Raw genomic sequence first — 21,349 nt, 5'->3', positions numbered from 1 at the left:
AGTCCGAACTTATTATAACAATTATGGATAGGGAGTTGAAATCCGATGAATGTGTCACGCATGGATTTGACGACGGAAGAAATGCAGCTCGTCAACAGCGAAGTCGAGAAGCGCAAGCGCAGCTTACTCGTCGCGTACTTACTTTGGTTTTTCCTCGGTGCACTCGGTGCACATCGCTTTTATTTCAAAAAGATTGGGTCAGGAATTGCGATGGTCCTCCTCGTCGTCTTGACGCTCGGTTTCGGTGCCATCATCACAGGAATCTGGGCACTCGTCGATGCGTTCCTCATGCCAGGTTGGCAACAGCGCGAAGTCGAACAAATCGAACGTGAGACGATCGAGCTACTGCAAACACGCTCTGACCGCTACACAGGGTTCTAATCAAAAAACGATCGAGGCTACTTGAACTGCACCCCAATTGTTAGACACATCTAACAATTGGAGGTGCAGTTTTTTTATGACTAAATTTACTACTCATCAAAAGTTAAACGCCGTCATGGCCTATCGTGAAGGGACGGATAGTATGAATGGCATCGCGAAATCCCTAGGGATATCCCCGACTCTGATGCGTAACTGGGTCAAGCAGTTCGATCATCATGGGCCGATGGCCTTTTCCAAACCCTATACAACTTACCCCGCACAGTTTAAACTGGACGTACTTCAATACATGAAAGAGAATGGCGTGTCGGCAAACGAAGCGGCAGCGATCTTCAATATCGCCTCTCCCTCCTCAGTCTGGAAATGGGAGAGGCAACTGAGGACCGGAGGGCAGGGCACGCTCATTCCTAAGAAGAAAGGGCGGCCACCGATGAAAGATAAGACAGGTAATGAGAAGCGTCGAGTCCCCGCAGAGGGGTCTTCAGAAGCGCTCCAGGCGGAAATCGACCGTCTGCGGATGGAGAACGAGTATCTAAAAAAGTTGAACGCCTTAGTTCGATCCAAGGGAACGTTACCAAAGAAGACAAAGTAAAGGTCATCTATGAATTAAGGCACAAATATCCGGTGAAGGCGCTCGTTGAATACGCGGGGATCAAACGTAGCACCTATTACGTGCTGGTGAAGAAAATCGGGAGACCAGACCCGGACACGGGTCTGAAGGCAGAGATCCAAGCGATTTATGATGAACATGAGGGGCGATATGGTTATCGTCGTATTCGTGACGAACTCCAGAATCGGGGACAGAAAGTGAACCACAAGAGGGTTCAACGCCTCATGAAAGCACTGGGGTTGAAATGTCTCGTGCGCCTGAAGAAGTACAAATCATATCGGGGGGCGGTGGGGGAAATCGCAGACAACATCCTGGACCGAGACTTTAAGGCGGACGCCCCGAACGAGAAATGGGTGACCGACATCTCGGAGTTCAAACTGTTCGGGGAGAAGCTCTACCTGTCCCCTGTCCTAGACCTGTTCAACGGAGAGATCATCACCTACACCATCGGCTCAAGACCGACGTATTCACTCGTCTCAGAGATGTTGGAGAACGCCCTGTCCAAATTGCCTGAGGAGCATCAGCTCCTGATCCATTCCGATCAGGGATGGCATTACCAAATGCGTCAGTTCCGACATACCCTCAAAGAGAAAGGTATTGTGCAGAGCATGTCTCGTAAAGGTAACTGTCATGACAACGCAGTGATGGAGAATTTCTTCGGAATCATGAAATCCGAATTCCTTTATCTTAAGCATTTTGAGAGTATCGATCACTTCAAAATCGAGCTCGGTAACTACATAGATTATTACAACACACGACGAATCAAGGCAAAATTAAAACTGAGTCCGGTACAATACCGAACCCAGTTCGTTCACGCAGCCTAGATGAAATAACCGTGTCTAACTTTTAGGGGTCACTTCATACTCGCCCCGATCGTTTTTCACTGTTCTTTTAAGTAGAATGCGAAGTCCCGTGTCTTCCGTTCTTTCACCGCATAATGAATCCATAGCCACGCTAACCCTTCTAGTTCACGGGCAAGCTTCAACCTATGGAGCGGATGCGTATCGAAGCCGATCTTGTTCGATAGCTCGACGACAAGTCGCACCGCTTCTTCATCATCTCCTGCGACAAACCTGACAGAACCATCCGGATTACCTAAGTTCTCGACGCCCGTCTGGTTGAACGCTTTGACGACTTTCGTATCGGGAACGAGCCGCTGCAAATACTCCGCACCCGACACCCCGTCCGGTCGCTCGACTTCGTTAAACTCGATGGCGATCGGATTCGTCACATCAATCAACACTTTCCCATTCAGTCCATCAAGTGTCGGCAGCAGGTCGACCGCTGCAGCAAATGGTGTACATAGCAGAAGGGCATCGCTTGCTGAGGCGACTTCTTGTAACGTCAACGTCCCTTCCCGCTCAGTCCGTGTTCCGTACAACACTTCATACCCAGCTTGCTCGAACTGCTCTCCGAGCGTGCGCCCGACTTTCCCGGCACCTAAGATTCCGAGTTTCATATCTCACAACTCCTCGTCTGTCCGTGTGACCGTTCCTCCATACTCTTCTGCAAGCCCGTCTAAAATCGATGGGTCAAATTCTTCCCCGATGGCCATGACGCCGGTCTGACCGGGTTCGATGTTACCGACCGTCCGTTTGAATGTATCTTGAATACCTTGCATATGCTTCACGTCTTTCGTACCGCCGATGAGACCACCTGTGAGTGTCCCGAATAAAATTCCGAACGGTCCACCGAGGATTCCAACCGCCATCCCGATGAGCGCACCTTTCGTCGACTTGTTGACGGGTGCGAGCTGCGCCGCATCCTCAAACGAGAACGCCCCGTTTTCTTCACGCTTGATGACGACCAATTGTTCAAAACCAACGAGCCCATCCGAATGGTACTTTTTCAGTTTACTGAACGCCTGATACGAGATGGCCTCTTCTGGGAACGTGAACGTGACGATGTGATACGGTTGTTTTTCCTTTTTAGCCATGAAAAATTCCTCCTTTAAGGTAGAAAACATGACGCGCACTTACCCTACTCTTTTTCCCTGCTTTTCCGTAAAAAAACCTAGTCCGTAGACTAGGTTCAGGTCGGTCGTTTTTCATTCAACTCGTAGTGCGAATACGGTACACAGAGCGGTGTTCCATATAGCGGGTCTTCGGTTACGACGACCTTGAGACCGAATACGTCTTTCATGAACGTCTCGTCGACGACATCGTTCGGACTGCCTTCCCGATACACGTTACCATCTGCGAGAGCGATGACATGATCGGCATAGCGACAAGCGAGATGGAGGTCATGAAGTACCATGATGATGGTTTTGCCTTCTAACCGATTCAATCGATACATTAAATCCAAAATCTCGATTTGGTGCGACATATCCAAGTATGTCGTCGGTTCATCGAGCAAAATCGTCTCCGACTCTTGGGCGAGTGCCAAGGCGATCCATACCCGTTGCTTTTGTCCACCGGAAAGGTTGCTAACGAGCGTGTCACGGAGCGACACTGTATCCGTGAAGGCGAGTGCCCGCTCAACCGCCCGTTCATCGTCTTCCGAGTATCGTTTGAAGAACGTCTGATACGGATAACGACCGAAGCGGACAAGTTGTTCGACGGTCAATCCATCCGGTGCCACGTTTACTTGCGGCATGAATGCCATGAGTCGAGCCGCCTCTTTCGCGCGATACGAATCAAGCGGTTTTTCCCGAAATGCGATCTCCCCGCCTAATGCATCTCGCTGTCTCGCGAGCGTCGAGAGGAGGGTTGACTTCCCACATCCATTCGCCCCGAGAAGAACGGTGATTTTTCCATGGGGAATAGAGAACGATAAATGATCGAGCACTGTCTTTTGTTCATATCCGATGGTCACTTGTTTCAAATCAAATGTGTTCATCTCATGCTTCCTTTCATCATCCGTCGAAGTAAATAGAAGAAATACGGCGCTCCGATGACAGCCGTCATCACGCCAGTCCTTAGTTCGTACGGATAAAAAATAGTCCGGGCGAGTACGTCCGCCAACACCACGATTGTTGCCCCAACGAGAAGCGTCGCCCATACGTAAGGGAGCTTCAATCCTTGACGGGCGATATGAGGTGCCATCAATCCGACAAACCCGATCGCACCGACGAAAGCGACACCAATTCCGGCCAGTAGACACGATAGCAATAGCGTTCCACGCTGAATCCCGCGTACCGGAACGCCGATGCTCGTCGCCGTCGCCTCACTGATATGAAGGGGGCGAACGTGACGTTCAATTAAAAAGGCCGCCAATAAAAAGAGGAGTACGAACGGCACCATGATCTTCAGTTGATTCCACGTCGCGGCGTAGACGGTACCGGTAAGCCATTGCTGAATATCATTTTTCCGATAAACGTTCGAGGCGAGCATCATGAACTGAACAATCCCTTGCGAGAAGATGCTGATCCCAATCCCGACGAGGGCAAGACGGACGGGTGGAACTCCACGTTTTAATAAATAAAAGAGGAACATGCCGACAATGATTGCTCCTAGAAACGAGGCAATCGGGATATAAGCGAGCGGGACCGACAGTTGGTTCGTTCGCTCATCCGTGAAGACGGTGAAAAACGTGGCTGTCGCAACTCCGGCGCCACCGACAATCCCGAAAATCTCTGGGGAGGCCAATTCATTTTTAATCGTCAGTTGTAACAAATGGCCACTGACGGCGAGACTCGCACCGGCAGTCATGGCCATCAACACGCGTGGCATCCGAAACTCGAAGACGACGAGCTGTTCGAACGCATCCCCCGCTCCGACGAACAAAGCTGCGAGCGAAGCCGGGCTGAGGAACGTGTCGCCGATTGCGAGCCCGAAATAGATTGACAGGAGTAACCCTGTGATCAGTAGGAGGGCCAACTCGATTTCACGCTTTCGGAGCGTGAACGAGACGGGACCTTTTCGAAAGCGATATGTTTTCATGATTTAAAGACTCCTTGTCTGACACTGACGAGATAGATGAAGAATGCCCCACCGACGACCGCGAGCACGACGCCCACCGTCACTTCACGTGGGAACAAGATGACTCGTCCTAAAATATCGGCCGCAAGCAACAGGACGCTTCCGATTAGGGCACTTCCTGCGAGACGAGCGAAAAAGGCCGTTCCGAACACATATTTCGCCAAATGGGGAGCGAGTAGGCCGACAAATGCAATCGGTCCTGCGAGCGCCACCCCGAATGCGGAGAGCACGACAGCTAGTGTCACCGCGAGAAACTTGATGACATCGACATTTTGTCCGAGCGAACGTGCTACCTGATCTCCGAGCGATAACGTCTCAAGCTCTTTACTGAGAAGCAGGACGAGTACGACCGCCCCCATCATCCATGGCAATAAGACCTCGACAAGACTGAGCGAGCGTCCAGCGACCGACCCGGTCAACCAGAACAGTACCTCATCGAGCGCGCCTTCCTCATAAGCGATAATCGACTGAGTGAATGAGCTGAATAGAGCAGCGAGCGATGCACCCGCAAGTGTCATATACATGACGTTCCCACCATTCGCACTTAGCAGATACACGATCACACCGGCGATAAACGCTCCGATGAGCGAAGCTGTCGTGAATGAGGCAATACTGCTAAACCCAAAAAGGGTCACGAGCACGATGGCCAGGCTCGCACCTGCGTTCACAGCCAAAATATCGGGAGATGCGAGCGGGTTACGCGTCACAAGTTGAAAGATGAGACCGGCGAGACCGAGTACGCTCCCGACGAGTAGCGCAACGACTGTACGTGGGATCCGATTGTCTGCCAACGCAATCATCGCTTGTGATGAATTGTCTGCTTGGAACGTCATCAGATCTTCATGACTGACGGCGATGACACCGACGCGCAAGCTGATATAGCTTAAAATTGGTAAGCAAATGATCAAGAGAAGTAATTTGATCCAAGGTTTTTTCATGTCCTCACTTCTTTCCTTTCCTACCATAGCAAATATTGCGTTCCAGAAAAAGGGGTTGACAGTGAGAATCATTATCATTTATAGTCAGATAGGAAAATCACTTACATAGAGGAGAATTTCAAATGAAAAAGTGGATGCTTGCGTTACTTACGCTTTGCTTAACTGTCGTCCTCGCCGCTTGCGGTGGATCAGACGATACAGATAACGACACAAGTTCAGAGACGGCAACTCGCTCAATCGAGCACGCAATGGGAACGGCCGACGTACCTGAAAATCCGGAACGCATCGTTGTTTTGACGAATGAAGGGACAGAGGCCCTTCTCGCCCTTGGCGTCAAACCGGTCGGAGCCGTCAAATCTTGGAACGGTGACCCGTGGTATCCACACATCGAATCCGAGATGACAGATGTCACAGAAGTCGGGACAGAAAGTGAAGTCAACTTAGAGGCCATCGCGAAACTCAAGCCAGACCTCATCATCGGAACAAAACTTCGTCAAGAGAACATCTACGACAAATTGAACGCCATTGCGCCAACAGTCATGTCAGAAACACTCAAAGGCGATTGGCAAGAAAACTTCGCCCTTTATGCGAACGCACTCAACCTTGAAGAAGAAGGGAACGAAGTGTTAGCTGCTTACGATCAGCACGTCGAAGATACGAAAGCTGAACTCGGAGACGCCGTGAACAAAGAACTCTCTGTCGTCCGCTTCCTTCCTGGCGCGTCACGCATATACTTCACGGATAGCTTCTCGGGTGTCATCTTAGGAGATGTCGGGGTAAAACGTCCAGCTTCGCAAGATCGTACCGAGTTTGCTGAAGAAATCACGATGGAACGCATCCCAGAGATGGCTGGCGACCATATTGTCTACTTCACATACGGCGGAGCAGACGGATCAAAAACAGCAGAAGAATGGCAGTCGAACCAGTTATGGAAAGACCTCGATGCCGTCAAAGCAGGTGAAGTGACAGAGGTCAGTGATGACATTTGGAACACATCAGGTGGCGTCCTTTCTGCCAACCAAGTGCTTGATGAACTCGTCGACATGTTGAAATAATCAGTAGCGCGCCAATTGTATTGGTGCGCTTTTTCATACATTCATATGGTAAAATTTTCATATCAACTCAAAAGGAGCTTTGCTATGCAACGTACACTTCGTAAGTCCGCGACGGACCGCTCTCTGTCTGGAGTATGCGGTGGGATTGCTGAATACTTTGGTATTTCTTCAATCGGAGTTCGACTCATCTTTTTGATTCTCCCTGGGAGTTTCCTTCTTTATATGATTTTGACGAATTCCATGAAAGATGCGCCACGCTATCTATAAGAAAACGCGAAAGCTGTTAGCTTCCGCGTTTTCTTGTTAGGCATTCACTTTATCTTTCATCGCTTCAAGCGCTCCGCTGTTCAAGAAGTGCCATGGTTTGTTGTAGTGAGGTTGGAAGAAGAAGTCGACGTACGCGAGTTCTTCGACCGTCATCTCGTTTTGGATGGCGAGGGAGAGCGTGTTGACCGCTTGCGTCAAATCCGCTTTCGATAACACTTGTCCTCCGACAATCCGATGCGTTTCTTTTTCATAGACTAGTTTGAATTCAACTTTCTCTGCGGTCGGCATGAACTCCGGACGATACGCGTCCTCAATGATGACACTTTCTACGTCGAGTCCGAATAGAGCTGCCGCTTCTTCTGTCAAACCAGACGACGCAATGTTCCAGTCGTAGAGTCGAAGTCCTGACGTTCCTTGCGTCCCTTGGTAGCGGACACGTGGTTGCATCATATTTTCCGCGACGAGCGTTCCCATACGGACAGCGTTCGTCGCAAGTGGGATGTAGGCATGTGTGCGTGCCGGGTTATAGTAGACGGCACAGCTGTCACCTGCCGCAAAAATATCGGGGTTGCTCGTACGCATATATTCATCGACGATGATGGCGCCGTTCCCAAGCATATCGACCTGTCCTTCGAGGAGTCCTGTGTTTGGACGGAATCCGACGCAGAGAATCACGAGATCTGCCTCAAATTCACCTTTGTCCGTCACGACATGTGTGACATTTCCATCTGTACCACGGAACGCTTCAACCGTCTGACCGAGTTCGAGGTCGATTCCGCGACTTGTCATGTCCGCTTCTAGTGGATCTGTGAACGACTTGTCGAGGTATTTGTTTAAGATGCGGTCGGCACTATCGATAAATGTGACATGTTTTCCGTATGCTTCGAACGCCTCGACGAGTTCGACCCCGATATAGCCCGCCCCGATGACGGCAATCTTCGTCGCATCTGTCGCCCGCTCGATGATGCGTTGGGCATGCGCATAGTTTTTACAGAGCTCGATTCCATTCATTTCAATCCCTGGGAGCGTTGGGACAATCGGCCATGAACCCGTCGTGACGATCAAGCGGTCATACGTGTCATGCACGTCTTCACCGGTCTCAAGATTTTTAGCGTGGACCGTCTTCGCTTCGGAGTCGATCGACAAGACGTCATGTTTCATGCGCATCGTCGCACCGAGTTCTTCAAGTTCACGTGGTGACGAGTAGAATAACTCTTCCGCACGTTGGACGACACCACCAACGTGGAGCGCAATCCCACACGAGAGGAAGCTAACGTTATCGTTCCGCTCGTAAACGGTGATATCGAGATTGTCGTGCTTGGCGAGTAATCCTTTGACTGCTGCTGTTCCTGCGTGTGTACATCCGATGACTGCGATTTTCATATGAGTCGTCTCTCCTTTTATGTTAAACAATACGTTTCGTTTTATATTGTGATAAACATCACATTTACTTCTTGACCTTAGTGTACTATTTCACAATATAAGATTCAATGACTTTGCTCACTTTTTCACGTAAAAGTGTCTAAAGTTTGAACAGAAAAAATCCGCTCATTCTCATGACCGGACTCGCCGCTTTTTCAATAATAGATGATAGATTATTACAAATAGATGCACGATCAAACCGAAGACGTTCATAGCGAGCCCGACGACCGCCCACCACAATGCTCCCCATCCGTATCCAAGCATCAAACTGCCAACCAATAGCGTATAGCCACTTACGACCAATACTGTATTCAAGATGAATGGAAAAGGCCTTTGTTTCTTCGTTCGAATCATTTGATACGTTGAAATGATGACTCCCAGTGTCAGTCCAAACAGCAATACGAGCAAAATGATAATGTCATTCATCCTTTTTATCTCCTCATAACTTGATTGGAACGACTCTTTCAAGACTCTCCTTCACGTCTACTTTTCACTCTCTGATAAATGACAATGCCAACGTGAAGAATCATACCAAGCACGTACAAGATCAGCCCTAGTGCAAGCCAGCCGATCGCGTCCCAACCACGTACGATTGTCATTCCGACAAAAAAGAAGATATAGCCAGTCACGAGTAGCAACGACGAAACGATGAATTGACGTCGCAATCGAGATTGTATAGAGAAAAATAAGAAAAACAGTAAGATGGTTGTCATCGTGCCTAGCAATATAAAGTCCTCTCCGTTGTACTCCCGAATCATCGTGCATCCTCCCTTACATATGTGCCTCGTTTTATTATAGCATACAAAATGGAAAAATTTCTCAATCACTCGTATCCTATCATAACAGTATGTCACAACAAAAAAGCATCATTCCACTTACGGAACGATGCTCATTTTTCATTCATCTGTTTCATTAAATCCATCTGTTCTTGCACCATCGCCTCTTTTTCCCGGCGTAGCACCCCTTTGTAGGTGATACGTGAAATCGATAAACTGATTTCATATAGGAAGAAGAGTGGTAACGACACCATAAGGTGCGACGTCAAATCCGGCGGTGTGATGAATGCCGCGATCACGAATAGGGCGAAGTATGCGTACTTTCGAATCTTTGATAAGAAGTACGGGGTCACGACACCAATTCGGGTCAAGAACATCGTCACGACCGGCAACTGGAACAATAGACCAAACGGAATCGTCAGTTGCAGCAAGAACGTGAAGTAATTGTTCGCCCCGATGATTTGTTCGAGTCCGAGGTCTTGCCCGAGGTCCGTCGAGATATCGAGGACGAGCGGGAATAACCAGTAGTAGGCGAACGCAAGGCCGATCAAGAACAATCCGAAGATGATCGGGATATAGGCAAGGGTACCTTTCCGTTCATTCGGATGCAGACCGGGTGCGACAAACGCCCACACTTGATACAGTAGGAATGGGCTCGCCGCAATCAGGCCGATGATGAGCGCCAAGTTCAAGTAAATCATGAGCGGGTCCGCGACCCCAAAGGCGTTCAGTTCGAGCCCGCGTTCGACGAGATCTTCTTGCAAGTACGCGAGTACATATTTGACACTCGGCAAAGCCATCAAAAAGAAGGCAAAGACGACAAATGCAGATAGCATCAGTCGTCTCCGCAGCTCTGTCAAGTGATCGGTGAGTTCCCGCTCTTGATCAGGTTGATGATTCATGGCTTACTGCTCTTTCTTTTCGATAGCTTTCTTGTCGTTCTCGTCGTGCTCGTTCATCATGCCGTTCGTTGCATTTTTGAACTCACGAAGCGTTTGTCCGGCCGCGCGACCAAACTCCGGTAATTTCTTCGGTCCGAAGATGATGAGCGCGATGATGGCGATGATGAATAGACTCGCCCCACCCGGAATCCCGACGACGAGTGATGATGCTAGTAATTCCATTATTGATGGACCCCCTCAGCGGTTGGATAGTGTTGCATAAAGTAAATGAGTGACTGCAGCTCAATCGACAAATCGATATGATGGACGCGAACTGTGTCCGGTACGGTAAGTCGTGCCGGTGTGAAGTTCAAGATGCCCTTGATGCCGAAACGGACCAAGTCGTCTGCGACGGACTGCGCATAGGCAGAAGGTACCGTCAAAATGGCGACGTCGATCTTGTTTTGCTTCATGATCTGTTCCATCTCATCGACATGATGAATCGGGACGCCTGACATCGTCGTGCCGACTTTTGTCTCGTCTGCGTCGAACCCGACGACGATATGTGTGTTATTGTTTTTAAGGAAGTTATAGTTGACGAATGCCGTCCCAAGGTGACCGACCCCGACCAAGGCGACATTCGTAATCTCGTCCTGATTCAGTGTCTTTCGGAAAAAGTCTAACAGATACTGCACGTTATAGCCATATCCCTTTTTACCGAGCGCACCGAAGTACGAGAAATCACGGCGAATCGTAGCCGAATCGACCTTGACCGCCTCACTCAGTTCTGCTGAAGAGACACGCTGTTTACCTGACGCGTGCAGGCTTTGAATAAATCGATAGTATAGTGGCAACCGTTTGGCTGTCGCTTGTGGAATCTTTGGTTCGTTTTGACTCAACGGAAAGAGCCTCCTTTTTACGACACGTTACAAACGAATCTGAATTTCATACACCTTGATTGTAAACGAATTCACATGACCACTCAACGAATATACCTAAAATCGCTGAAAAATACAGTATACTAAATAGAGAGAAAGGGGTTTTTTCACTTGATCCTACTGCAAGTCAATAACTTATCCAAATCCTTCGGCGTCGAGCCGATTTTAGAAAACGTCAAACTCGAAATCCAAGAAGGCGAACGCGTCGCCCTCGTCGGCCGAAACGGGGCCGGGAAGTCGACGCTTTTGAAAGTAATCGCCGGTGAATATAACTATGACTCTGGGGACATCATGAAGCCAAAAGACGTCACAATCGGCTATCTCGCCCAAGACTCAGGGCTCGAATCCGACGAGACGATCTGGAACGAGATGCTCACCGTCTTCACGGACTTGATCGAGCAAGAGAAGACGCTCCGTCGCATGGAAGCCGACATGGGATCCGAACGGATTCTAAACGACGCCGCTGCGTACGAACGCCTCCTCTCCTCTTACGATGAAGAACAACACACGTTCAAAGAGCGCGGCGGTTACCAGTATGAAGCGACGATCCGCTCGGTCCTTCACGGGATGCGCTTCTATCCGGACGACTTCGAGCGCCGGATCGACACGCTCTCTGGTGGACAACGGACACGTCTCGCCTTGGCAAAGATGCTCCTTCAAAGTCCCGACCTGCTCATCTTGGACGAGCCGACGAACCATTTGGACATCGAGACGCTCGCCTGGCTAGAGAAGTACTTGAGCGGCTATAAAGGTGCCGTCCTCATCGTCTCCCACGACCGATACTTCCTCGACCGCGTCGTCTCGGTTGTCTATGAGCTGTCACGTCATCGGAGCCGCCGCTTCGTCGGGAACTACACGAAGTATCTCGAACAAAAGGCCGCTCTCTACGAACAAGAGAAGAAGCAGTTTGAGTCGCAACAAGAAGAGATTGCCAAGATGCAGGACTTCATTCAGCGAAACATCGCCCGGGCGACGACGACGAAACGGGCGCAAAGCGTACGGAAGCGTCTGGAGAAAGTCGACCGTCTCGATGCTCCGGACGGTGACGAACGCAGTGCTGTCCTCTCGTTCTCCATCAAACGACAGAGCGGGAACGATGTGTTGAGCGCGAGTGACCTCGCCATCGGTTATGAAGAACCGATCGCCCAAAATCTCCGTTTCCAGCTACAGCGCGGGGAATCCGTCGCTCTCGTCGGTCCGAACGGGGTCGGAAAATCGACACTTCTCAAAGTATTGACGAAACAACAAGCCGCTCTTACCGGTGATATCCGCTACGGGACCGGCGTCGAGATTGGCTACTACGATCAGGAGCAGCAGAACTTGTCGGACGCGAACCGTGTCATCGACGAGATTTGGAACGACTGGCCACTCATGCGCGAGCAAGAAGTGCGGAGTCTTCTCGGACAGTTCCTCTTCAGCGGCGATGACGTCATGAAGCGTGTCCATGAATTATCAGGTGGCGAACGCGCACGACTCACGTTGGCCAAGCTGAAGCTCGAGCAACCGAACCTCCTCATTTTGGACGAGCCGACGAACCACTTAGACCTCGACTCGAAGATGATCTTAGAGAACGCCCTTCTCGACTATCCAGGTACGATTCTCTTCGTCTCGCACGACCGCTACTTCATCGACCGTCTCGCGACGCGTGTGTTAGAAATCACGCCGAACGGCATCGACGAGTATCTCGGTGACTATTCGTACTACGTCGAGAAGAAAGAAGAACTCGAAGAACTCGCGAGACTCGCCCGTGAAGAGACGAAGCAGGTCGTCGTGAAAAAACAGCGTGCCGATAAGGAACAACAACGGGAAGAGCGCCGCATCAAACAGCGCATCGAAGAGATTGAGCTGGCAATCGAGCAACATGAGAATCGTCTCGACGAGATTGAACAGTTGCTTTGTGAGCCGGATGTCTTCAACGACTTCGCCCGTGCCCAGGAGTTGTCGACCGAATCGGACGCAGCGAAAGAATCCATCACCGCACTCTATGCGGAATGGGAGGAACTCCATACATGATGCGTACACGTGCCATGCGAATCGAGTTCATTCAAGCGTTTCTCACGGGACTGGCCTATATCGTGCCAACCGGGACCGAGTTCGTATCTGAACTCATCCGCGGGGAGCCGACGATCGTCCCTTCTATTCTTTTTTACTTTTTACCGGTCGTGATCGGCTTCATCATTCAGACGTGGCCTGGGATTCTACTCAGTCTTTTCAGTGGCCTGCTCATGAGCACACTCTTCATCCGTATCGTCGTCTGGCCGGTCGATGTGACGGTTCACACGTTCTATGCACCGGGATCCGTGTGGGCCCACTTTTATGAAGAGACGCTCTTCATGTGGATCCTCGCACTTCTCGTGTTCATCGTGAGCCGCATCAACACGTGGCATCGGGAGAATTATCGACAACCGAAAGCTTGAACAGCAAAAAAGAGGTCAGCGTTTTTAATTCGCTGGCCTCTTTTTATATTAGAAGTATCGTAACGGTTGGAATCCCACCGTATGGAAATCGAGCTTCGTCCCGTCCTCGGCGATAAAGAAGACCGCCTCGTTCGTATCGACGTCACGTGTGAACACTTTATAGAACGTCATCGGTTTTTCGTCATTCGTCACATAGCGTGCCTCGTGTGTCGAGATGACTTGAGCGAACAGTTGCTGTTCGTCGAGCTCATCGATCAAATCATCAAACTTCGCAGCCTCTTCTTCTGTTGCCTCGCGACCCCGCTCAATTTCATAGTAAGCATCGCTCGCTTTTGGCTGAACACCGAGATTGCGATCAACGACGATCACACGCTCTGGTTCTTGGTCGATGACACTCGCGTAACCATACAACGACTCGATGAGCGTATTCTCTCCGGTCACACGACCGATACCTTCTAATGACTCTTCTCCAGTCAACGACTTCACTCGTGTCTCTTCTGGCACAATTTCCTCTTGATAGGCGATATTGTAAGCGCGGATGATTTCTCGTACTTGTAAAAACGTCGCGACGACGAGTAGTACGATGAGTCCTCCAATGATGATGCGTTTCGTCATGTCTCTATTTCCCCCTAGACTGTCATGCTCTCTTCTAAGGATAACCCAGGAACCGCATTCATCGCTAGTGTATCGCGCTTCCCGCGCACATACGCGTGATGTGCCGCGACCCCGATCATGCCGGCATTGTCTCCACAAAGATCGAGTGGTGGGATGACAAGTTGAATCCCTTCAGCAGCAGTCGCTTCTTGAAGCGCAGCGCGGAGTCCACGGTTTGCCGCAACACCACCGGCAACGAGTAATTGTTTCGCTCCCTTTTCTTTCACAGCGCGAATCGCTTTCTCAACGAGCACTTCGACGACACTTGCTTGAAAACTCGCTGCCAAGTTTTCCGGGATGACCGTCTCCCCACGTTGCTCCGCATTGTGTACGGCGTTGATGACCGATGACTTCAAGCCACTAAAGCTGAAGTCGAAGCTACCCGGTTCAAGGCGAACACGTGGGAAGTTGTACGTATCTTCTCCAATAGCTGCTAAACGGTCAATTGCCGGACCACCCGGATATGGGAGGCTGAGTGTGCGTGCGACTTTATCATACGCTTCACCCGCCGCGTCATCACGTGTCTCACCAATGACTTCAAAGACACCGTGTTCTGGCATATAGACGAGCTCTGTATGTCCACCTGAGACAACGAGACAGACGAGTGGGAACTCCATCTCTTCGACGAGTTCGTTCGCGTAAATGTGTCCCGCGATATGATGGACGCCGATGAGCGGTTTTTGATGGGCGAACGACAATGCTTTGGCCGCACTGATGCCGACGAGAAGGGCACCGACAAGACCCGGTCCTTGTGTGACCGCGACCGCATCGACGTCTTCCATCGTCACGCCTGCTTCGCTCAACGCATCGTCAATGACATACGTGATGCGCTCCACGTGATGACGAGACGCCACTTCAGGGACGACGCCACCAAATCGTTTATGGCTCTCAATTTGAGAAGAAACGACGTTCGACAATAGCGTCTTCCCGTCTTTGACGAGCGCAACAGACGTCTCGTCACAGCTCGACTCGATTGAGAGAATCAGTGATGTGTTCATTCTGAGTCACTTCCTAACTTCGCCCAATAAATATAGGCGTCTTCATTATTATCCTGATAATAGCGTCTTCTTCGTCCGGCTTGCATAAACCCAAACTGTTCATACAGTTTTTGCGCCCCAACGTTCGACACGCGGACTTCTAACGTCAATCCGACAAGCCCCTTTGACTTGGCAAACGCGACAAGTTCCGCTAACAGTTGATTACCGATCCCTTGCCCACGAAATTCAGGTAAGACGGCAATGTTCGTGATATGTCCTTCGTCGACGATTGTCCATACTCCGACAAAACCGACGACCCGTTTGTCATGGACCGCGACAAAATAAATAGCCTGTTCATTTCGAAGCATCTCGTTCATGAACGCCTCTTTTGTCCAAGGAATGGAGAACGACGCTTCTTCGACTTTCGTCACTTCTTCGACATCGAGCCACGTCATTCGACGAATTTTAACGTCAGACATTGTTTTGACCCTCTAACCATTTCGCTTCCGCTTCAGCGAGTCGCAAATACTCTGGCTCAAACGCATGGACATCACTCGTCTCATCGCTAAAGACGACCAAATCACTCGCGCGGCCGTAACGATGTGCAGCCGGCGCTTCGACATACTCATATTCACTCAACACGTCACGGAACGGTTCAACGTCTCCAACGACGAGGAAACGTCCTTGGATATTCAGTCGTAGCCAGTCAGCGACAGACGCGTGTTGGTCGTGCGTCAGTGCCTTGTTCTGTTGATAATATCCGATATAAGCGTTACCGCGTCGCGCGTCAATCAACGAGACGACAGGCAAGTCCGTATTCGGGGCCGCTGCCATGAGTTGAAGAGCGGACACGCCGATTAGTGGGATGTTCAACGTATAAGCAAGTGTCTTCGCCGTCGTCACCCCGATCCGAATTCCCGTGTACGACCCAGGACCTGTCGTGACAACGATGCGCTCGAGCATATTCGGAGTCCATTTCACAGCTGCCATGAGTTTTTCAATCATCGGCATGAGTGTGACCGCATGGTTTTTCGAGACCATGACCGTCGCTTCGGCTTGAATTTCTCCAGCCTCACTTAATGCGACAGATAAACGTGTCGTCGCCGTATCAATCATCAATTGCTTCATGCGAGCACCTCCTTGGCGATTTGAACGTAACGCTCACCCGTTGGAGCGAGTGTCAATTTCCGTTCTTCATCACTGACTCGTTCAATCGTTATCGCCAAGCGTTCTTCCGGAAGAGAAGACTCGATCAAGTTCGACCACTCTACGATGGCGACACCGTCACCGTTGATATATTCCTCAAGACCGATGTCATCCCCCGTATCCTCGAGTCGATAGACATCCATATGATAGAGCGGTAAGCGCCCTTTGTATTGTTTCATAATGGTGAATGTCGGACTGTTGACGTTCCGTGTGACACCGAGTCCTTTTGCGAACCCTTGTGTGAACGTCGTCTTGCCGGCACCAAGGTCACCGTTTAACGTGATGACCGTTCCTGCTTCGACGAGCATGGCCAAACGTTCTGCCACTGCCTGCGTTTCCGCCGCAGAATGCGTAATCAATGTATACATGAATGGTTCTCCTTTTATCACTTCTCATACGTACTCATTGTACACTTCATTTTAAGCAAAAAAAAACACGAAACGCTATCGTTTCGCTATCTCATTTAAAAATTGGTTGCGGGGGCTGGATTTGAACCAACGACCTTCGGGTTATGAGCCCGACGAGCTACCAGACTGCTCCACCCCGCGACGACATATGAAATTAAATAAAAATTGGTTGCGGGGGCCGGATTTGAACCGACGACCTTCGGGTTATGAGCCCGACGAGCTACCAGACTGCTCCACCCCGCGATGGTTTGAATTGTTTCGACATCCTCTATAATAAGTGAGACAGTTATAAAAAGCAACCTTTTTCTCAATGTTTTTTGAAAAATGGAATCGGGAACAGGTATAACAGCATAGAATTTAGAGAAAAGGGGCGCGACCGCCATGTCCAAATGGGGAAACCGATTCAAGAAATGGTTCTTTTCGGAGATCGAAGCCGACATCACGTTTGACCCGGCAGCACTCATTCCGAAGCAGGTAGTGACCGGGATCCTGCACGTATCCAACCCGACGACGACTGTCGTCCGGTTACAAGAACTGACACTCAACTTTTTGACGACATTTAAAGACATCACCATGGAAGGAAATGAATTTAATCGAGAAGCCGACATTCAAGAAATTCCGATTCCACTCACTGTCGTACTAGAACCTGGTGCGAAGGAAGACGTTCCGTTCTCATTCGAATTGACGATGTATGCCCCTTCGTCTGCTGGAGCCCCATACAGCGTGGAAGCGACGTTATGGGACAAGGACATGAAACGTGTCTGGTTTGACGTGATTGAACATATTGAAATCGAACCAATGCCTGAACTGAAACGATTGCTCGACGCAACGGCTCATGCTGGACTTGAACCGATGTTTGTTCGGAACGTGATTGACCCGCTCGGAGAAGAGCGTCCTTATCCGTTCGTCGAAAAGTATGGGTTCAAGCCGGTCGGTGAGTGGGCCGATGAGTTTGAGGTCGTCAAATCATTTTGGCGTCTGCATGAAGATGGAATCGACCTCTACTACTGGCTCGACAACATCGAAACACAGCGAACGCTCGAGTCGATGGCGACTGACGTCGAATTGCGCCACCGCTCCCTCACCTGGGAACAACTCGAACGTGAGCAAGAACAGCTCGGTCTCGGTATTCAAGATACGCTACGCAGTCACCGCTCCTCGTGAGCGGTTTTTTCAATTTGAATTTCATCCTTACTCGCATTGACGATGGTTTGGAAGTGATGGCGATACGGATGCATGAACAACTCATATTGAAGACGTCGCTCGTCATGCGAGGCGCGTAAGTCATCCATTTCCATTCCACGTTCTTGGATATCACGTTGTGAGCGTCGCTTGAACTCCGTCTCCCCGTCCGTATAAAGATATATCGATTGGTCAAAAGAGGAGAGATCTAGAAATGCGACACTCATGCCCTCAATAATCGTAATCATTTTTTTCGGGTCAATCCACGTACGTTCTAAATATGAGACATCGATTGTGTAAAAGCCGATTCCCTCTCGAATCATACGAACATCACGCTCGAGTGACAGCAGATGATGCGCAGCCGGATGACAAGCCGTCATCTTATAATGATGGGTTTTTCCATTCTGCTCATAGGTGAGGATCGTTTGTTTCCGTAACTGTGAATCGATGATGTATGGATCTGTGTGAAGCAGGTTTATATCACCGAGTCGTTCCCGTAATTTTTCGGCCAGCGTCGACTTTCCTGCTGCCCCATGTCCGGAGATAGCAATCAGCGTTCGTTCTCCTGTTTGCACATTTTGCACGATTTCATTGATGAGTCGTTCCATGATTCTCCCCCTTTGGTACACTTGATATAGAAAGGAAGTGTACCTATCTCATGTCTACTTGTCCATTTTGTCACCCGACACTCGATCCACATCAAACCATTATTGCCGAGAATGACTCTTGTTACTTTCTCATGCATGACCACGAACAAGATGTCCTCGTTGGCTCGGGTGTGATTGTTCCGAAAACACACCGCGCGACGACATTCGACTTAACGCTTTTAGAATGGCAACATACATACGAATTACTTCATCAGGCGAAGGAACATCTTGATCAAACGTTTCAACCTGATGGATACACGCTCGGTTGGAACGTCGGCACGGCATCAAACCAAACCGTTCCTCATGCCCATCTGCACGTCATTCCGCGTTATGAGGCAGGTCCTCACGCAGGGAAAGGACTACGGCATTGGCTAAAACGACCGGAATGAACGAGCACTCCGAATTAGCTGACCTCATGTAGGTGAATCAAACGCTCGCGCCTACTTTGGACCACCTTTAACGATAGAACGCGTCATTCATCTTCCATCCGTTTCCGAAGTCTGATGGCTGATGCAGCGAAAATGATGAAAATCATCAATAACCCAAGACTGACCACTTTAAGTGTGGTCGATATAGGAGGGTTAAAGAAAAAAGGAATCGATAATACGAGTAAGGCACCTGTGATTCCCATTCCTCTAATGAGAAATGCGATTGATTTATTCATCCGTGCGTTTCTCCTTTCAAGTAAGAAAACGAATCTGCTACATCATGAACCTCTTCAGTTTGTTCTCTTACGACAGACAGCTCATCGCGTTAGGATGAGCTGTCTTCTTTTTTCTTCAGTCTCTTCAAGTTTCTGTTCTAACTGTTCCACTTGTTTCGTCATACGAGCAATCAGCTGACTGATCTCCTTATCCAGTCCGTTCACTTGATCTAATGAATCATTGATTCGTCCATGCATCGTCCATTCTGAAAAAATATCATCCAAAAAGTAATCTGCGAACTGAATCAGTGAACCTCGATCGACATGTAATTCCTGTACAATTTCTTGGACGTCTGCCAATTCACGGGAGAAACGTTCCAATGCAGATTGTAATTCATGCATCGTCTGCTCGGATGCATCTAACGCATCATGTTTCATTGCCGTCGCAAACAACCCTCCTCCGAAGAACGTGTCATACGTCGACCAACCTTTGGCACTGTCTAAATGCTTTAGCGTCTTCGTAATTGTTGCTCGTGCTGCCTTACCCGCAACAATGGCTTCTCGATATTCGATGAAAAGTTCATTCGTCTTAGCTTGTTGATTGGTGAGATCATGTAGGTCTCGACGAACAACTGGATCTTTTGTGAGATGGGCCTCTTTCGTTTCTAAGAAGGTCTCCCACTCTGTGTCTATGTCTTCATATCCTTCGAGCTGTTCTTTTAAACCCCGATGCTCGAGCGTCAATTCATCAATCATCTTCTCATGTTCGCGCAATTTCAGTTCAGCACGAGCAGCTTCTTCTACTTCCTTTATGCGTTGCTCATCAAACGTGCCTCGTAATTTACGCCACGTATTGACGAGCGAAAAACTTTCAAGATCGTAAACATCGCGCTGTTCTTTCGTAAATGTATTCAACAATTCTTTCCGTATCGCTTCATGTTCCTTTAGCTGTTTTTCAAGTGTCTTTTGTTTGCGGACAAGTCGATCACGCTCGGCGATACGTTGTTGTAGGTCTAATTGGAGTTGTTCAAGGTTTTCCATTATATTTCCCCTCTCTTTGTACTGATCAAGGTGTCAATTGAAACGCCATTTATCTTCATACCTTTGATGTCACATCCTGTTAACGTCACATTCGTCAGGTCACATTGATTAAATGTAGCACCTCTCAGATTCGAATGATGTATTTGAATAGTACGTTCATTCTCTTGCATCGTTACAAAATTGAATTGTGAACCTGACAAATTCAAATCGCTGAACTTACTATCGCGGAAATTAATGTTCCGAAAACGACTTTGACTGAAGTTACAGTTACTCGCATCAAATAAAGAAATGTTACTGTTCGTCACTGCCAGATGACTCGCGTTTACCCCGTACGCCTGCCATCCTTCACATGACCGTTCTTCAAAGCAATGTGTACTCGGTTTTGCTTTTGTTCGTTTGACAAAACATACTTCATCATCCGACTCATACACGACTTGGAATCCTAACTGTTTATAAAAGCGAATATTTCTCTTTTGATGAGTTGATGTTTCTAGCTCCCAAATCCGTACATGTGGATACTCAGCTTCCACGTATTGAATCAATGCCTTACCGATTCCTTGCCCTTGAACATCAGGATGTACAAAAACACGATCGATTCGTGCATAGTCTTCCCCTGTCAACGTAAGCACAATGCCACCTACAAGTTTACCGTCTTGCTCCGTCACATAGGTTGTCAACGCTTCGATCAAATAGTGTGTCATGGGTTCATTGTCGTATCCAGGAGGCTCGACATTTAAATCTCTTACTGGTAACTGCAAGATGTCTGCCTCTTGTCGAAAGCTTGCAGTTGAAACTTCTGTAATCCTCGAAACATCCTTTAAAGTGGCTAATCGAATATACAAAACAATCCCCTCTTTCTCATACTTAGTACGGAAAAGAAGGGAGAAAGTTTCAATGAAACAAAAAAACGACCGAGCGTATGCTCGGTCGTCCTCTCTGTTGTTGCCTGGCAACGTCCTATCCTCACAGGGGGAGATCCCCCAACTACTT

General features: G+C 49.1%; 28 protein-coding genes and 2 tRNA genes. 8 read left to right on the top strand and 22 right to left on the bottom strand.

The window, feature by feature from the left end; all coding sequences use genetic code 11:
* Positions 1 to 45 precede the first annotated feature (45 nt).
* Together KNP62_RS15165 and KNP62_RS15160 are read left to right on the top strand one after the other, a co-directional pair.
* A complete protein-coding gene (locus KNP62_RS15165) occupies positions 46 to 381 on the top strand; it encodes a TM2 domain-containing protein (protein ID WP_214697039.1) in 336 nt (111 codons plus the stop codon).
* 76 nt (positions 382 to 457) lie between these two features.
* Positions 458 to 1,812 (top strand): IS3 family transposase gene (locus KNP62_RS15160; RefSeq protein ID WP_214786308.1). Its coding sequence is split into 2 segments (ribosomal slippage): positions 458 to 911 and positions 911 to 1,812, totalling 1,356 coding nucleotides; the frame shifts between segments, so codons are not numbered across the junction.
* A 56-nt stretch (positions 1,813 to 1,868) separates the two neighbouring features.
* On the opposite strand, the gene KNP62_RS15155 is transcribed toward KNP62_RS15160, so the two are convergent.
* The 5 genes from KNP62_RS15155 to KNP62_RS15135 form a co-directional block, all read right to left on the bottom strand.
* Complete coding sequence (locus KNP62_RS15155) at positions 1,869 to 2,447, bottom strand: NADPH-dependent F420 reductase (RefSeq protein WP_214786305.1); 579 nt, start codon at positions 2,445 to 2,447, stop codon at positions 1,869 to 1,871.
* Positions 2,448 to 2,450: 3 nt separating this feature from the next.
* The gene (locus KNP62_RS15150; protein WP_214697041.1) at positions 2,451 to 2,924 is read right to left on the bottom strand and encodes a hypothetical protein; all 474 of its coding nucleotides are present in this window, start codon (positions 2,922 to 2,924) and stop codon (positions 2,451 to 2,453) included.
* Positions 2,925 to 3,019: 95 nt separating this feature from the next.
* The gene (locus KNP62_RS15145) at positions 3,020 to 3,826 is read right to left on the bottom strand and encodes an ABC transporter ATP-binding protein (RefSeq protein WP_214786303.1); all 807 of its coding nucleotides are present in this window, start codon (positions 3,824 to 3,826) and stop codon (positions 3,020 to 3,022) included.
* Positions 3,823 to 4,869, bottom strand: coding sequence for a FecCD family ABC transporter permease (locus KNP62_RS15140; protein WP_214786302.1), 1,047 nt, complete (start codon positions 4,867 to 4,869; stop codon positions 3,823 to 3,825). Before KNP62_RS15140 ends, KNP62_RS15145 begins: the two co-directional genes overlap by 4 nt.
* Positions 4,866 to 5,846: a FecCD family ABC transporter permease gene (locus KNP62_RS15135; RefSeq protein WP_214786300.1), complete on the bottom strand. Its 981-nt coding sequence runs from the start codon at positions 5,844 to 5,846 to the stop codon at positions 4,866 to 4,868. The genes KNP62_RS15140 and KNP62_RS15135 overlap by 4 nt, the downstream gene beginning before the upstream one ends.
* A 122-nt stretch (positions 5,847 to 5,968) precedes the next feature.
* Between KNP62_RS15135 and KNP62_RS15130 the strand changes: the two genes are divergently transcribed.
* Positions 5,969 to 6,901, top strand: coding sequence for an ABC transporter substrate-binding protein (locus KNP62_RS15130; RefSeq protein ID WP_214786298.1), 933 nt, complete (start codon positions 5,969 to 5,971; stop codon positions 6,899 to 6,901).
* 84 nt (positions 6,902 to 6,985) lie between these two features.
* A complete protein-coding gene (locus KNP62_RS15125; protein ID WP_074032578.1) occupies positions 6,986 to 7,168 on the top strand; it encodes a PspC domain-containing protein in 183 nt (60 codons plus the stop codon).
* 36 nt (positions 7,169 to 7,204) lie between these two features.
* On the opposite strand, the gene KNP62_RS15120 is transcribed toward KNP62_RS15125, so the two are convergent.
* The 6 genes from KNP62_RS15120 to KNP62_RS15095 form a co-directional block, all read right to left on the bottom strand.
* A complete protein-coding gene (locus KNP62_RS15120) occupies positions 7,205 to 8,551 on the bottom strand; it encodes an FAD-dependent oxidoreductase (protein ID WP_214786296.1) in 1,347 nt (448 codons plus the stop codon).
* A gap of 171 nt (positions 8,552 to 8,722) precedes the next feature.
* The gene (locus KNP62_RS15115) at positions 8,723 to 9,016 is read right to left on the bottom strand and encodes a hypothetical protein (RefSeq protein WP_214786294.1); all 294 of its coding nucleotides are present in this window, start codon (positions 9,014 to 9,016) and stop codon (positions 8,723 to 8,725) included.
* 38 nt (positions 9,017 to 9,054) lie between these two features.
* Positions 9,055 to 9,348, bottom strand: coding sequence for a hypothetical protein (locus KNP62_RS15110; RefSeq protein WP_214779874.1), 294 nt, complete (start codon positions 9,346 to 9,348; stop codon positions 9,055 to 9,057).
* Positions 9,349 to 9,479: 131 nt separating this feature from the next.
* Positions 9,480 to 10,268: a twin-arginine translocase subunit TatC gene (gene tatC, locus KNP62_RS15105; RefSeq protein ID WP_214786292.1), complete on the bottom strand. Its 789-nt coding sequence runs from the start codon at positions 10,266 to 10,268 to the stop codon at positions 9,480 to 9,482.
* Between the two features lie 3 nt (positions 10,269 to 10,271).
* Positions 10,272 to 10,490 carry a twin-arginine translocase TatA/TatE family subunit gene (tatA, locus tag KNP62_RS15100; protein ID WP_034770678.1) on the bottom strand — a complete coding sequence of 73 codons (219 nt, stop codon included), beginning with the start codon at positions 10,488 to 10,490 and terminating at the stop codon, positions 10,272 to 10,274.
* On the bottom strand, positions 10,490 to 11,146 hold the full coding sequence (locus tag KNP62_RS15095) for a redox-sensing transcriptional repressor Rex (protein WP_015880579.1): 657 nt from the start codon (positions 11,144 to 11,146) through the stop codon (positions 10,490 to 10,492). The genes tatA and KNP62_RS15095 overlap by 1 nt, the downstream gene beginning before the upstream one ends.
* Positions 11,147 to 11,296: 150 nt before the next feature.
* On the opposite strand from KNP62_RS15095, the gene KNP62_RS15090 reads away from it, so the two are divergent.
* Positions 11,297 to 13,198, top strand: coding sequence for an ABC-F family ATP-binding cassette domain-containing protein (locus KNP62_RS15090; protein WP_214748835.1), 1,902 nt, complete (start codon positions 11,297 to 11,299; stop codon positions 13,196 to 13,198).
* A complete protein-coding gene (locus KNP62_RS15085; RefSeq protein WP_026824457.1) occupies positions 13,195 to 13,602 on the top strand; it encodes a hypothetical protein in 408 nt (135 codons plus the stop codon). Before KNP62_RS15090 ends, KNP62_RS15085 begins: the two co-directional genes overlap by 4 nt.
* A gap of 48 nt (positions 13,603 to 13,650) precedes the next feature.
* Here the strand turns inward: KNP62_RS15085 and KNP62_RS15080 are convergent, their stop codons facing one another.
* From KNP62_RS15080 to KNP62_RS15050, 7 genes are all read right to left on the bottom strand, one after another.
* Positions 13,651 to 14,217: a hypothetical protein gene (locus KNP62_RS15080; protein WP_214786290.1), complete on the bottom strand. Its 567-nt coding sequence runs from the start codon at positions 14,215 to 14,217 to the stop codon at positions 13,651 to 13,653.
* A 14-nt stretch (positions 14,218 to 14,231) separates the two neighbouring features.
* Positions 14,232 to 15,254: a tRNA (adenosine(37)-N6)-threonylcarbamoyltransferase complex transferase subunit TsaD gene (tsaD, locus tag KNP62_RS15075; protein ID WP_214786289.1), complete on the bottom strand. Its 1,023-nt coding sequence runs from the start codon at positions 15,252 to 15,254 to the stop codon at positions 14,232 to 14,234.
* Positions 15,251 to 15,712, bottom strand: coding sequence for a ribosomal protein S18-alanine N-acetyltransferase (gene rimI / locus KNP62_RS15070; RefSeq protein WP_214786287.1), 462 nt, complete (start codon positions 15,710 to 15,712; stop codon positions 15,251 to 15,253). Before rimI ends, tsaD begins: the two co-directional genes overlap by 4 nt.
* Positions 15,705 to 16,361, bottom strand: a complete 657-nt coding sequence (tsaB, locus tag KNP62_RS15065) for a tRNA (adenosine(37)-N6)-threonylcarbamoyltransferase complex dimerization subunit type 1 TsaB (RefSeq protein ID WP_214786285.1) — start codon at positions 16,359 to 16,361, stop codon at positions 15,705 to 15,707. The genes rimI and tsaB overlap by 8 nt, the downstream gene beginning before the upstream one ends.
* The gene (tsaE, locus tag KNP62_RS15060; RefSeq protein ID WP_214786283.1) at positions 16,358 to 16,807 is read right to left on the bottom strand and encodes a tRNA (adenosine(37)-N6)-threonylcarbamoyltransferase complex ATPase subunit type 1 TsaE; all 450 of its coding nucleotides are present in this window, start codon (positions 16,805 to 16,807) and stop codon (positions 16,358 to 16,360) included. Before tsaE ends, tsaB begins: the two co-directional genes overlap by 4 nt.
* Positions 16,808 to 16,910: 103 nt before the next feature.
* A tRNA-Met gene (locus KNP62_RS15055) sits at positions 16,911 to 16,987 on the bottom strand.
* Positions 16,988 to 17,012: 25 nt separating this feature from the next.
* Positions 17,013 to 17,089 (bottom strand) — tRNA-Met (locus tag KNP62_RS15050).
* Between the two features lie 138 nt (positions 17,090 to 17,227).
* Here KNP62_RS15050 and KNP62_RS15045 point away from each other — a divergent pair.
* Positions 17,228 to 18,010 (top strand): sporulation protein, encoded by a 783-nt coding sequence (locus KNP62_RS15045; protein ID WP_214786281.1) that lies wholly within the window; start codon positions 17,228 to 17,230, stop codon positions 18,008 to 18,010.
* Here the strand turns inward: KNP62_RS15045 and KNP62_RS15040 are convergent.
* Entirely contained in the window at positions 17,995 to 18,636 is a 642-nt protein-coding gene (locus tag KNP62_RS15040) for a uridine kinase family protein (protein ID WP_214786279.1), read from the bottom strand. The two genes, KNP62_RS15045 and KNP62_RS15040, sit on opposite strands and share 16 nt — an antisense overlap.
* 50 nt (positions 18,637 to 18,686) lie before the next feature.
* Here KNP62_RS15040 and KNP62_RS15035 point away from each other — a divergent pair, with 50 nt between their 5' ends.
* Positions 18,687 to 19,064, top strand: a complete 378-nt coding sequence (locus tag KNP62_RS15035) for an HIT family protein (RefSeq protein WP_214786277.1) — start codon at positions 18,687 to 18,689, stop codon at positions 19,062 to 19,064.
* A gap of 83 nt (positions 19,065 to 19,147) precedes the next feature.
* Here KNP62_RS15035 and KNP62_RS15030 read toward each other — a convergent pair whose 3' ends face one another.
* The 3 genes from KNP62_RS15030 to KNP62_RS15020 all read right to left on the bottom strand — a co-directional run.
* Positions 19,148 to 19,339, bottom strand: coding sequence for a hypothetical protein (locus KNP62_RS15030; RefSeq protein WP_214786275.1), 192 nt, complete (start codon positions 19,337 to 19,339; stop codon positions 19,148 to 19,150).
* Between the two features lie 81 nt (positions 19,340 to 19,420).
* Positions 19,421 to 20,359 (bottom strand): coiled-coil domain-containing protein, encoded by a 939-nt coding sequence (locus KNP62_RS15025; RefSeq protein WP_214786273.1) that lies wholly within the window; start codon positions 20,357 to 20,359, stop codon positions 19,421 to 19,423.
* Positions 20,359 to 21,349, bottom strand: a 991-nt coding sequence (locus KNP62_RS15020) for a GNAT family N-acetyltransferase (protein WP_214786271.1), incomplete at its 5' end; no start/stop codon positions are given. The genes KNP62_RS15025 and KNP62_RS15020, both read right to left, overlap by 1 nt.

Source organism: Exiguobacterium sp. s183 (genome assembly GCF_018617655.1).
Taxonomy (GTDB): domain Bacteria; phylum Bacillota; class Bacilli; order Exiguobacteriales; family Exiguobacteriaceae; genus Exiguobacterium; species Exiguobacterium aestuarii_A.
Note: the sequence above shows the minus strand (reverse complement) of the source record. Positions and strands in the feature narration are given on the sequence as shown.